The organism is Pontibacter rugosus (genome assembly GCF_042678745.1).
Classification (GTDB): Bacteria; Bacteroidota; Bacteroidia; order Cytophagales; family Hymenobacteraceae; genus Pontibacter; species Pontibacter rugosus.
Map to the genome: position 1 here is coordinate 1 of NZ_JBHTLD010000011.1, position 11,645 is coordinate 11,645.

At 44.3% G+C, this 11,645-nt stretch carries 15 protein-coding genes; 4 read left to right on the forward strand and 11 right to left on the reverse strand.

Going from position 1 to position 11,645, the window contains the following annotated elements; genetic code table 11:
• A partial coding sequence (locus ACFQ2O_RS02420) for an LON peptidase substrate-binding domain-containing protein (RefSeq protein ID WP_377522624.1) occupies positions 1 to 356 on the reverse strand: 356 nt, incomplete at its 3' end.
• Between the two features lie 192 nt (positions 357 to 548).
• On the opposite strand from ACFQ2O_RS02420, the gene mtgA reads away from it, so the two are divergent.
• Together mtgA and ACFQ2O_RS02430 are read left to right on the forward strand one after the other, a co-directional pair.
• Positions 549 to 1,283, forward strand: a complete 735-nt coding sequence (gene mtgA, locus ACFQ2O_RS02425) for a monofunctional biosynthetic peptidoglycan transglycosylase (RefSeq protein WP_377522625.1) — start codon at positions 549 to 551, stop codon at positions 1,281 to 1,283.
• Positions 1,273 to 1,728, forward strand: coding sequence for a YybH family protein (locus tag ACFQ2O_RS02430; RefSeq protein WP_377522626.1), 456 nt, complete (start codon positions 1,273 to 1,275; stop codon positions 1,726 to 1,728). Before mtgA ends, ACFQ2O_RS02430 begins: the two co-directional genes overlap by 11 nt.
• Before the next feature lie 18 nt (positions 1,729 to 1,746).
• Here ACFQ2O_RS02430 and ACFQ2O_RS02435 read toward each other — a convergent pair whose 3' ends face one another.
• The 6 genes from ACFQ2O_RS02435 to ACFQ2O_RS02460 form a co-directional block, all read right to left on the reverse strand.
• Positions 1,747 to 2,265, reverse strand: coding sequence for a GreA/GreB family elongation factor (locus tag ACFQ2O_RS02435; protein ID WP_377522627.1), 519 nt, complete (start codon positions 2,263 to 2,265; stop codon positions 1,747 to 1,749).
• Positions 2,266 to 2,328: 63 nt separating this feature from the next.
• Positions 2,329 to 2,883 carry a GNAT family N-acetyltransferase gene (locus ACFQ2O_RS02440; RefSeq protein ID WP_377522629.1) on the reverse strand — a complete coding sequence of 185 codons (555 nt, stop codon included), beginning with the start codon at positions 2,881 to 2,883 and terminating at the stop codon, positions 2,329 to 2,331.
• A gap of 95 nt (positions 2,884 to 2,978) precedes the next feature.
• Positions 2,979 to 3,692 carry a carboxypeptidase-like regulatory domain-containing protein gene (locus ACFQ2O_RS02445; protein WP_377522631.1) on the reverse strand — a complete coding sequence of 238 codons (714 nt, stop codon included), beginning with the start codon at positions 3,690 to 3,692 and terminating at the stop codon, positions 2,979 to 2,981.
• A gap of 87 nt (positions 3,693 to 3,779) precedes the next feature.
• Positions 3,780 to 4,922, reverse strand: a complete 1,143-nt coding sequence (locus ACFQ2O_RS02450) for an App1 family protein (protein ID WP_377522633.1) — start codon at positions 4,920 to 4,922, stop codon at positions 3,780 to 3,782.
• 54 nt (positions 4,923 to 4,976) lie between these two features.
• On the reverse strand, positions 4,977 to 5,762 hold the full coding sequence (locus ACFQ2O_RS02455) for a M48 family metalloprotease (protein ID WP_377522635.1): 786 nt from the start codon (positions 5,760 to 5,762) through the stop codon (positions 4,977 to 4,979).
• Between the two features lie 273 nt (positions 5,763 to 6,035).
• Positions 6,036 to 6,440, reverse strand: coding sequence for a hypothetical protein (locus tag ACFQ2O_RS02460; protein WP_377522637.1), 405 nt, complete (start codon positions 6,438 to 6,440; stop codon positions 6,036 to 6,038).
• Positions 6,441 to 6,632: 192 nt separating this feature from the next.
• Here ACFQ2O_RS02460 and ACFQ2O_RS02465 point away from each other — a divergent pair, with 192 nt between their 5' ends.
• Entirely contained in the window at positions 6,633 to 7,718 is a 1,086-nt protein-coding gene (locus ACFQ2O_RS02465; RefSeq protein ID WP_377522638.1) for a DNA topoisomerase IB, read from the forward strand.
• Positions 7,719 to 7,729: 11 nt separating this feature from the next.
• Here ACFQ2O_RS02465 and ACFQ2O_RS02470 read toward each other — a convergent pair whose 3' ends face one another.
• Both ACFQ2O_RS02470 and ACFQ2O_RS02475 read right to left on the reverse strand, forming a co-directional pair.
• A complete protein-coding gene (locus ACFQ2O_RS02470; protein WP_377522640.1) occupies positions 7,730 to 8,359 on the reverse strand; it encodes a DNA-3-methyladenine glycosylase family protein in 630 nt (209 codons plus the stop codon).
• A gap of 87 nt (positions 8,360 to 8,446) precedes the next feature.
• Positions 8,447 to 9,493, reverse strand: coding sequence for a threonine aldolase family protein (locus ACFQ2O_RS02475; protein ID WP_377522642.1), 1,047 nt, complete (start codon positions 9,491 to 9,493; stop codon positions 8,447 to 8,449).
• A gap of 76 nt (positions 9,494 to 9,569) precedes the next feature.
• On the opposite strand from ACFQ2O_RS02475, the gene ACFQ2O_RS02480 reads away from it, so the two are divergent.
• Complete coding sequence (locus tag ACFQ2O_RS02480; protein ID WP_377522644.1) at positions 9,570 to 9,758, forward strand: hypothetical protein; 189 nt, start codon at positions 9,570 to 9,572, stop codon at positions 9,756 to 9,758.
• A 113-nt stretch (positions 9,759 to 9,871) separates the two neighbouring features.
• Here the strand turns inward: ACFQ2O_RS02480 and ACFQ2O_RS02485 are convergent, their stop codons facing one another.
• Both ACFQ2O_RS02485 and pyrE read right to left on the reverse strand, forming a co-directional pair.
• Positions 9,872 to 10,369 carry a metallophosphoesterase family protein gene (locus tag ACFQ2O_RS02485; protein ID WP_377522645.1) on the reverse strand — a complete coding sequence of 166 codons (498 nt, stop codon included), beginning with the start codon at positions 10,367 to 10,369 and terminating at the stop codon, positions 9,872 to 9,874.
• Positions 10,370 to 10,948: 579 nt separating this feature from the next.
• Positions 10,949 to 11,587 (reverse strand): orotate phosphoribosyltransferase, encoded by a 639-nt coding sequence (gene pyrE, locus ACFQ2O_RS02490; RefSeq protein WP_377522649.1) that lies wholly within the window; start codon positions 11,585 to 11,587, stop codon positions 10,949 to 10,951.
• Between the last annotated feature and the right edge of the window lie 58 nt (positions 11,588 to 11,645).

An 11,645-nucleotide genomic window follows, 5' to 3' on the forward strand; every position in this document is an offset into this window, starting at 1 on the left:
TGTAATTTAACTATAATATCTTCATCATCTTTGTTTTTAACCATTTCAACTTCTCCTCCGGCGTAAAGTCTGCCGGGAGCCATGCGGTCAAAACGCAGAATCTTAAATATACCTAGTGCTTGTGTTCTTATGTCCATCTCACCATTCGGATGCTTTTTCTCTATGTTCAGCAATTTCATTTCTGTACCGAACAAGCCTACGCCATCCTGAATGTAGGTAGGTATACCAAACGTTACATCATTTTCGATGCACTCGAGCACCAGCTGTTTATAACGGGGCTCAAATACGTGTAGATTTAATTTCTCACCAGGAAATACAACAATACTTAAAGGGAAAAGCGGGAGGTATTTAGTCATAACGTTGGTTTTAAAACAGCAGTCTACTTCTAATAATGCTAAGATTGCGCATTTGTTTTACTGTAGGAGTCAATACTTTGCCAGTATAGAGGTACGCGTATGGCTATACGCTTGTTGAGGTAAGCAGGCACTATAGCAGTAGGAAAATGTTACAAACTGCTTACCTTTGCGGCCATAAAATAAGTTTTTAAAATGGCTAAAAAACGTTTGGGATGGAAGGCTGTTTGGCTACTTTTCTTGAAGCTGATGCTAAGCCTTTTCCTGATAAGTATAGTATGGGTGCTTTTGTACAGATGGGTTGCTCCGCCGGCTACTCTACATATGGTACAAAGGCGTGCAGAAGCAGGTACGGCAGAAAAAGAAAATCCTGAAATTAGCTATACATTTGTTTCGCTGGAGGAAATGTCGCCTCAGCTTCCGTTGGCTGTAGTAGCTTCTGAAGATCAGCTGTTTTTGCAGCACAGCGGCTTCGACTTCAATGCTATTTGGGATGCTTTTAAGAGAAACAACAAGGGTGGGAATATACGAGGCGGCAGCACCATCAGCCAGCAGGTTGCCAAAAATGTATTCCTGTGGCACGGGCGCAGCTATTTCCGGAAAGCCGTGGAAGCTTATTTTACTGTTTTGATAGAAGTACTTTGGGGTAAGGAGCGCATTATGGAAGTATACCTGAACATAGCAGAAATGGGAGATGGAGTTTTTGGTGTTGAGGCTGCTTCTCAAAAGTTCTTTAATAAACCCGCTAGTGAAGTAGGTCGGCAGCAGGCTGCTTTGCTGGCAGCAGTTCTACCTAACCCCATCAGGTATTCAGCAAACAAACCTTCCAGCTATGTGCGCACCCGCCGCGGACGTATTGCGCAGGCGATGCGCAGGTTAGGCGGCACAACATACATAGACAAAATTTTACCGCAGAAAGATGAGAAATAGCTTCTTCAGTATCGTATGCTTTGTATTTATACTTGCTACAGCGTGTGCGCCAAAGCAGCACACGCAAAGCCCAGCAAGCGCCAAAGCAGCAGTGCGCCAGGTGCTGGAGGAGCAGGCAAACTGCTGGAGTCGGGGAGACTTAGAATGCTATATGCAAGGCTACTGGAAGTCTGATTCGCTTTTGTTTGTGGGCTCCCGCGGCCTAACCTATGGCTGGCAACCAACGCTTGACAACTATAAGCGCGGCTATCCTGACACTGCTGCCATGGGAGAGTTGCAGTTTGATCTAAAAGAAATGCGCCAGCTTTCTCCTGAAACCATGTTAGTAGTAGGCAAGTGGCACCTGAAGCGAGAAGCCTCTAAGGGTGATCTAGAAGGCCATTTCTCCATCATCTTACAGTATTTTCCGGCAGGATGGAAAATTATAGCTGACCATTCCAGCTAAAAAGTGACAGGAGGAGGGTCAGCCGGCATAGGTTATACTTACAACTTCCACATCCTCTTCAATTCGGCCCATCTTTAGTTTCACTATTTCACCAGTTTTTGCCCCTATTACAGCATGTGCAATAGGAGCCATATAACTTATTTTGCCGGATTCAATAGAGGCTTCATCTACACCAACTATCTGGAACTTCCTTACTGTTTTTTTGCTGCCACCTAAAGTGTGTAACATGACCGTTGCACCAAACCTTACCTCGTTTACAGGCTGACTTTTCAAATCGATGACGCGAGCGCTGGCTAACCGGGAAGAAAGAGCACTCAACCTGCCGTTAAGAATAGTGAGTTGACGGGTGCGGTTTGCCTCATCTTCATGGTTCGCTTCAACGGCAGCCCTTTCGGCCTCCAGATCCGAAAACTCTTCTCGCAGTTGCTCCAGCCCTAGTGGTGTGACATAGTTGGTGGCACCAGGAGGTAAAGCTGCGCGTGGTGGTATGATAGGTGGGTCTCCGGAATCATCTTCTTTTACAAATGCTCTGCTCATGTCTTAAATAAACGCAGCACAAAAATATGAGTTATACATGCTCCGAAACGGATAAATAATTTGTTATAAATTTACTGAGTTCCAGTCCTCTTCCAGTATAGCAAACTCAAAATTATCAGACCAGCCGCTCTTAAGTGGCAGCACCTTTCTTTTGCGTCCTTCTTTAGCCATACCTACTTTTTCAAGTACCCGGATAGAAGCCGTGTTAGCTACAGCGCAACCAGCTTCTATGCGATGAAGTTCTAAAATCTCAAAGCCATACTTAAGTACGGCTTTTAAAGCCTCTGTTGCATATCCTTTTCCCCAATGAGCAACGTGCAGCTTATACCATACTTCACCACGGTTATACTTCTCGCTTCCAAGTTTCAGAGCTACCAGACCAACAAAAGACTTAGTGCCTTTGTCTCTTATAGAAAAAGTGTATGCTTTATTAGTGATTGCGTCGGATGCTGCTATCCAACTCTGAAGAATTTGCTTTGTCTGTTCAATATCTTCAGGTATTCCTAAGGTATTAAATTCATCTGTTTCAGGGAGTGCGTGTAAGGCGTGAACATCATTTAAATCACTAAGCTCCACCAGTTGCAGGGAAAGCCGGGTTGTGGACAGGGAAAGTAGCATTCAAAAAATATAAGTAAAAAAATTTTACAAGCTCTGTGTTAAAAAAGGCATGGAAACTCTGCTGAAAGGCGAGGTTCTATTTAGACTGACAGCTTTTAGCGGAACACATTTCTTAACTTATACCCCAGGCTCCTAGGTGTCCACTGTTTTACTATCACAACTTCACCTAACAGCATGTCTTCCACTTTTAAACTTATGTCACCCAAGTATAACGATTGCTTGTTGCTTATCTCTTTTTCAAGAGTTGTAAATCCGATATACCTGATAATTAAGGTGGCCTTAGGTAAATCAGCTGCAGGTAGAACTAATGTAAATCTACCATCAGCGTCAGTTGCTGTGCCTGTCTGTGTACCTTTAAGAAGTATGGCTACACCTGCTAGTGGAAGCAGTTCATCGGTATGTACAATTCTGCCGCTAACCTGCCTTAAGGAATCTGATAGCACTGGTGATTTCGCATCTGATTTAGTGGAAGCTGCTATAATAGAAGCAACGTTCAGCTTTGGTGCTGCTTTTGTGGGAAGAGAAATTATAGCAGCAAGTATACCTACCGAAGCAGCAAGTAAAGTGGATAATTTACATATACGCCCTTGCCCTTCATTTAAAAAACCAAGCTGTTCGGCACGGAACCTGCCACAGGTTTTTCTGTTTTCTTCAGTAAAGTATGCAAACAGTTGCTTCTGAGACATCTGAGTAAAATCAACAACTTCTTTGTGGCAGTTGTTACAATAGCCTCCTTTCTCTGTTGGCACAAAGTTGCTAAAGTCCTCCTTGCAAGGCTCTTTTAGAGAAATGTTGAATGACTTTGACATATAAAAGAGAAGTTGCAGGTGAATGGATCACATTAATATAGTCAAAAAAAATCATTCTACTCTTTTTAATATTGCCATGCAGCTGTACTATAAGTCTCCTTCCTCGTCTACTGCTGCCTCTTGTTCTACATCAGCTACTTTGTCCTGGTAGATAAAGCCACAATCGGCTGCATGGGCAGCGGCGGCGGCGGTATTCTTTACAAGCACCATCTCCACTTCACCTTCCTTCTTGAGTTCATCGGCAATGGTGGTTACCGCTTGTGCTCTCCTTTCTATATTAACATCCCGAATATAGATCGCCATTACCCGACCAGGGTGTTTCTCTACTACTTCGCGGTAAATAGTAGCATCAGCTTGCCCGCTATCTCCAATAAGTATAAAATTTAGTTTCGGATAGGTAATTAGTATGTTCTCAATCTCTTTATACTTATGGCTCATGTGGTCTGATTGCAGAAACTTCTTTTCATCAATACCGAAGTCGCGCAGCAGGAGGGGGCCCTGTGGGATTTCGTTCAGCTCCAGGAAATGGTAGAGTAAATCATAGCTGTTCCAGGGGCTGCTGCTCACATAAAAAAAAGGGTTGTTACGCTTTCCGTTTCGGCCTAGCTGCAAAGAGCGATAAAACTCCGAAACTCCGTGAAAAGGAATTCTGCTGTGGGCATTGTTCAACAGAACGTTTCTGCCCGTCTGCAATAAGCTGGTAGCCCCTGTTCTTACAATAGTATCATCTATGTCAGAAATCACACCATACTCCGCATCCGGCGGCGGCACCAGCACATGGGTAGTTTCTTTTATGCCTGGAGCAAAGTTTTTTACCGGAGCATCAATGAGTTCTATTTCAATTTCATGCCATATATCATCTAATTGCAGCGGAGACTCAGGTTGCAGGTTCATTACAAAATAGCCTTCTACATCTGTTGTAATCACATGCTCTTTACCCTGTAGCTTTAACATTAGTCGGGCATTGGGTATTTCATCGCTTTCAAAGCGGCGGTACATGTTCAAGAGGTTCTCCCAGGTGGTATCATTCTCTTCTGATCGGGCAATCCTTTTATCAACCAGCACACGACCTTTTACATACAACCTGGTAGGGGTTCCGTAGCTGCGGTAAGCAACAATCTGCAGCGGATTATTAAGCCCTAATTTGTTTTTAAGCTGAAAGGTGAGCAGGTCTAGCTTTTCTTCTCCCTTTAGTATGGTGTTTGTTACTTTATGTTTGATATTTTTCATGGTGCTATACTTTAAAAATTAATGCCTGCTGGTCTAGGGCAGGCATTTCATGTTTTATAGGCCAAGAGCGCTTTTAAGCTGTTGAAAGTCTGTGTCAGCAGCAGAGGCGGTGCGGCAATTGCGATCCTTTGCCAGCTGCTGTATATGCGCAATTCTGTTATCCGGGCTGGGGTGGGTACTAAGGAATTCTGGAGGTGCACCTTGCTGCGAATCCTGCTCCAGTTTAACAAAAAATCCAGCTGCCCCATCGCAGGCGTAGTGATTTGTTGCACCCAGGTACCTTACAGAAGTCTCATCGGCTTCTGTTTCTGCATCGCGGCTAAACTTAAGACCTGCCAAAGAACCTGAAAGCTGTGCTGCAATTTGCTTAAGCGTACCTGGGTCATTCCCTAAGGCTACAGATAAAAGCAAGGCTATGCCATAATCGCGTTGCAACTGCTTTATACTATGGCGCTTATCGGCATGTGCTATTTCGTGCGCCAATACGCCTGCAAAGTGGTCTTCGTCCTCTAGAAACTTTATCAAGCCTGTAAAAACATAGATATTACCGCCAGGAGTGGCAAAGGCATTCAGTGTTTCATCGTCCTTGATGATCTTCACTGTCCAGTTAAATTCCTGCTTATACTTTACCTCGCCTGAATTAAGGATACGGTTTACGATGCGGTCCAGGTTTTGATAAGCCTTCTGCACATTGGCGTTACTATTGCTGCGGTCTAGTAGTTGCCCTTTGGCTTTATAAGTGGAGTCTACCTCGTGTGCAACCTGCTGCCCTAGGTTTATATCATCTTGCGTAGAGAAGAGAACTCCGTCATTATCCTCACAACTGCTTAGTAATAACATACAGGCTGTTGCCAAAAAGAAACAGGGTAAGATATTCAGTCTTTTCATGTGTTTGTAGTTGTTCTGTAGCAACGTAAGCACCTGCTTCTGTTGTATAGCAGGTGGTCTAGTACCTTCGCTGCGTTGCCCAATGCTTTACGTTGCCTGTGGCAGGCAGGGTTGCAGCATGGTATGACTTGCCTTCATAATAGCCCTTTAACTAAAAAAAGCCATTGACTATCAATGGCTTTTTTTATGATTGATCTGAAGAAAAAATCTAACCTATACCTGAGGTTACCGTGTCTCTTTTATTACCTGTTTAGCAAACATCACAGAAACGGATAGGGTGAGAAGTGCGATGACAAGCATGGCCGTAGTTAGCAAAAACGCCATACCGGCTGTTTCGGTAGTATCTATACTATGCGGTTGCTGAATAAGGTTTAGCAGTTGAGAGAAATATGTTGCAGAACGCCAACCTAAAATAAGCGTTAGCAAGCCTGCCTCAATGGTGCCTAGTAAAAAGCCCCAGCGCTTGCCACGGTTCAGAAAATGACCTGCCGTTAAGCCAATCAATCCACCTGCTGCACCTGTTATTAAAGCTGTCATGGCCTGTTCGCCAGCCAAATCAACGGCCACTACACCACAAGCCAACATAAAGAACCCGAAAAAGGCATAGAGGTAGGAGATATTCTTATGCATAATTTACTTCTGGTGTTTTAGATGAATACCGTAAAGATAAAGCAGAAAGCTTGAAGTATAAAAATTGTTGAGATAAGAGTGAGGGAGTAACTTTAGTCATATAGCTATTCCATATTTACCCTGCTCAATTGCACAACTTTTGAGCAATTAGGGAGTATGTAGTGCAGGAGGTAAAACACGAGGCCTCAGAAGATGGGAAAGAGACAAGAACTACACGAACTATATGCTGACCCCAGCAAATCTGCTGAACTGGCAGGCTTACGTTATACATCAGATGACAGACCCGGCTATACCCGTAAAAAGGCAGGCAAAGGTTTCACTTTTCTGGATGAGAAAGGGGAGCGTATAGACGATGAGAAGAAACTGGAGCGCCTGAAGTCTCTGGTTATTCCGCCAGCCTGGGAAGATGTATGGATTTGTAAATCTCCTAAAGGGCATCTGCAGGTAACAGGCCGGGATGAAAAGGGACGAAAACAGTACATGTATCACCCGCAGTGGCAGGTGGCTCGCAACCTGACTAAGTTTGGGCGCATGATTGAGTTCGGAGAGCACCTTCCTAAGCTTCGCGAGCGGATAGAGCACGATATTTCATCCAGAAGCTTAAATAAACGAAAGGTTACGGCTGTAGTTCTTTCGCTTATGGATAATGCTTTGATTAGAATAGGTAACCGCCACTACGCCAAATCAAACAAATCTTATGGCCTTACCACTTTGCGCGATAAGCACGTAAAAATTGACGGCAGCAACATTAAATTCTCTTTCAAGGGCAAAAAAGGGGTAGAGCATGAGATCGACGTAAAGGATCGTCGGCTGGCCCGCCTTGTAAAGAAATGCAAGGATATTCCCGGGTATGATCTTTTTCAGTATTTTGATGAAGATGGGGAGCGGCATACGATTGAATCCGGAGATATAAACGAGTATCTGCACGAAGCTACCGACCTGGATTTTACAGCAAAGGATTTCAGAACCTGGGGAGGAACAGTTAAGATGGTTGAATGCCTGGAGGATGTGCTGGAATTACAACCAGAGCAATCAAAAGACAAAAGCATTAGAGAAGCTGTAAAGCAGGTAGCCAAAAGTTTAGGTAATACACCAACCGTCTGCAGCAAATACTACATACACCCAGAGGTGGTAAACCTGTTTAAAGAAGATAAATTACTTACTTATCTGAAGCGGCATGATGTAGAGGCGTCTAGTACGCAGCACCTCTCACCAACAGAGGAGCATGTACTGAAGATGCTGAAACGCGTGGCGAAGGAAAAGCAAAAGGAGGTATAAGAGAAAACCCGTTAATCCGGCACATTGTCCAGCGACTGCCACAGGTATTTACTGGCAATGGTGCGGTATGGCTTCCAGTTAGCAGCAATCTCCTGCATTTTCAGCTTGAGCTCTTTCCCTTTCAAATCGAGCCTATAGTGTCGCTTCATAGCATTTTGTATTCCCAAGTCATCTACCGGAAAAACATCAGGCCTTTCCAAGGCAAACATCAACAGCATTTCTACAGTCCATCTGCCTACACCTTTAATTTGGGTCAAGTGTTTGATAAGCGCCTCGTCTTCCATGGCATCAATCACAGCATGTTCCATATTTCCATCAGCAGCAAAAGCTGCCACATTTCGGATGTAGCCCATTTTCTGAGATGATAACCCTGCACTACGCAGCGTTTCATCTGATGCCGCTAAAACTAAGTGGGGGTGTGGGTAAGCATCTGGAAATAATTCGTTGAATCGTCTGAAAATCACAGCAGCTACTTTGGTGCTTAGCTGCTGTGATACAATAGATCCTACCAGCTTAAAGTACAAGTCTTCAGAACGGGAAGATTTTAACGGCTGCCCTTCCTGTATGATTTTATAAATAACAGGGTCTTTGGCCAGTACGGTCATTACATTCTGGTCAGGAAAAGCAACAGGTTCAGTCATGGCATAGAACTAAGGGTTAAGCAGAAAATGGTGCTTAAGAGCTACAAACACCATTTTTATGCTTAACATATGAATTAATATGTTGTATTAAGCAGGCACTTCCTGCTCATTCAGACTTTGGAGAACTTGTACTAAATTTTGCTGCATGTCGTCTGTAACATCAAGGTGCGTTACAAATCGGATCATTTGCGGTCCAAAGCTGGATGCCAGTATATTTTGCTGGGCAAGAGCCTGTACAAAGGCCGCATCTGTATACCTGTTGTTGAGTTTAAAGATGACAATGTTTGTTTCAACGGGCAGTACGCTCTCCACGTAATCAGACTGTAGAAGTACTTGCTCCAGTTCTTTAGCCTTCCGGTGATCGTCTTGCAGGCGCTCTGCGTGGTTGTCGAGCGCATACATGCAGGCGGCAGCCAGATAACCAGCCTGCCGCATTCCTCCACCCAAGACTTTTCGGATTCTTCGGGCTCTCTTAATGAAATCTTTGCTACCTAACAGAACAGAACCAACGGGAGCGCCCAAGCCTTTCGATAAGCAGATCGAGATACTGTCAAAGTATAAACCGTAGTCGCTTGCTTGGTCGCCTGATGCAGCTAAGGCATTGAATACGCGCGCTCCATCCAGGTGCAGCGCCAGGTTGTGCCGCTTGCATACTTCATAAATAGCTGCTATCTCCGCTAATGTGTAAAAAGCGCCACCGCCCTTGTTACAGGTGTTCTCCAAAGCTACTAACTTCGTCTCCGGAAAGTGAATGTTGTCGAGCGGACGAATATGCGCCTCTACCTGTTGCGGAGTCATTTTTCCGCGTTCACCATGTACAAGTGCCGTAGAGGCTGCTGAGTTAAAGGCAATGCCACCTCCTTCGTACTGATGGATGTGAGCTGAGATATCGCAAATAACCTCTGTTAAGGGGGCCGTGTGTACTTTAATGGCTATCTGATTAGTCATGGTGCCGGAAGGGCAGAAGAGGCCTGCCTCCATGCCAAATAAGGCTGCGGCCTTTTCTTCCAGCGCATTAATGGTTGGGTCTTCTCCATACACATCATCTCCAACAGGAGCGGCAAACATGGCATCGAGCATAGCCGGTGTTGGCTTGGTAACGGTGTCGGATCGTAAATCTATCTTCTGAATCATCAATTTGCTTTCTAAAATGCTTTACTTTGTAAAATTAAAAACTTACTTTTGCCGTTCAAATTAAATTATTGCAACGATGGGAGTTACTAGATTAAAAAGAAAAGATCGCAAAAATAAGGCTAGAGCAAACAACAAAGTAGCTAGAATTAAGCAGCTTTTGTTAACACCAGTAATCAAAAATGTTGATATGGACGAGCTGAGAGCTCAGTTCGGTGAAGCTCCTAAAAACAAACCAGCTACAGAAGAAACTGCTGCTGCTGAATAGTCGTTTTTTAGCACCTTTAGTAAGACCATCTGCCGCTGCTATTAATAAGCAAATGGCGGCGGCTTACTAACCAAAGACTTCAAGTGTGTTTGCCAAGGCGAGCACACTTTTTTTCATGCCCGTTTGCCCAGCTCTATTACCTGCAGGTCCTTTACCAGTCCTGCCTCCACACTAAAGCGCACCATAGTTCTGATTTTATGAAAACCATGTTTGCCAGCTGCACCCGGATTAATGTGCAACAGGTTGTTCAGGTTCTTATCTGACATAACTTTCAGTATGTGTGAGTGGCCCGTTATGTACAGCTTGGGCGGGTTTTCTTTGATGATGTCACGTACGTCCGGATGGTATTTACCCGGGTAGCCTCCTATATGCGTCATCAGCACGTCAAGGCCTTCTACATCAAACCGCTGCACCTTTGGGTGAACCTGGCGGATGTCCTGCCCATCCATGTTGCCATAAACACCGCGCAAAGGTGCTATTTCCTGTAATCTATCTGATACTTCTATACTTCCAAAGTCACCGGCATGCCAGATTTCATCACAGCCTGTTAAGAGCCTCATTATCTGATCATCTATATAGGAGTGGGTGTCGGAGAGCAGACCTATCTTCATTTTGTGTATGTTTGATTCTTGCTGTTTTACTAGTTGAGAGGGAAAGGGTTTATACTTGATCCGCCGTAGTATATCTCTTATGCTCGGAAAAGATGAATTCTAAAGCGGTACTAGTCACTCTAAGTACCTATTATACTTGATCGTACCAGCTACAGCTGTTACATGTAATCAATCGAATTTCAGAAACAAAGGGTGTATGCTTTAAGCTAATTTCATCCCTATACTTAGCTTCCTGAGTATAGGGATGAAATTAGCTTAAAGCATACTAAATACCTGTTATTGTGTAAGAAGCCCGGTAGAAGTATAGTGTCCCTTCCCCCGGTAGTTACGCTTCTGCGAATTGCGTGGGGAGGGGCACTCTATCAACAAGATCCTTTCAGGAGGACTAAATAGCTTAAGCTAAATTTGTCCGAGTTCTTGCTTATAAAAGCCTTTAACATGTACTTTTTTACGAGCTGAAAAGTATAAAAAAGCAGGTGCATAAAATGGCATCTACTTATACATAGCTTATTTGAGATGCTGTATGAAATTCATCCGCTTGCGCTTCAATGATGAACTTTCAGAAGAGTCTAAGGGAAACTAAATTCCCCAGGTTTCAGGAGATCTACGCCAGTCTGCTAACGTATCCATAGCAGATGCTGCAATGTAGCCATGCTCTGCTGCTGCTTCCACTAAGGCGTTGTAATCGCTCAGGCAATGCAATGGGATGCCTGCTTTATTGAAGTTCTCCTGCGCCAAAGCAAATCCATACGTAAAGATGGCTGCCATGCCTATTACGTCAGCACCAGCGGCTTTTACGGCCTCGGCTGCTTTTAAGGAGCTGCCTCCGGTAGAGATAAGGTCTTCTACCAGTACTACTTTCTGTCCTTCCAGTAAACGGCCTTCAATCTGATTTCCCATGCCGTGTTTCTTTGGCTCCGGACGCACGTACAAGAAGGGCATCTCCAGTAAATCAGCAACCAACGCACCTTGCGCTATACCTGCGGTTGCGACGCCTGCAATGGCATCGGCTTCCGGAAAATGAGTTTTTATTGATTCGGCTAGCTGCTGTTTTATATAACTGCGTATGTACGGAAACGAAAGCGTAACACGATTATCGCAGTATATAGGGGAGTTCCAGCCGCTGCTCCATTTGAAGGGTTGATCTGGCCTAAGCTTTACGGCCTCTGTTTCCAGCAGGAAAGAGGCTACCTGATGTGCTGTTGTCGTAGATTGCATGGCCGAATTTACATAAAAAGTCGTTCTTTTTCAGGGAACATGTTTTCATTACCGCTAT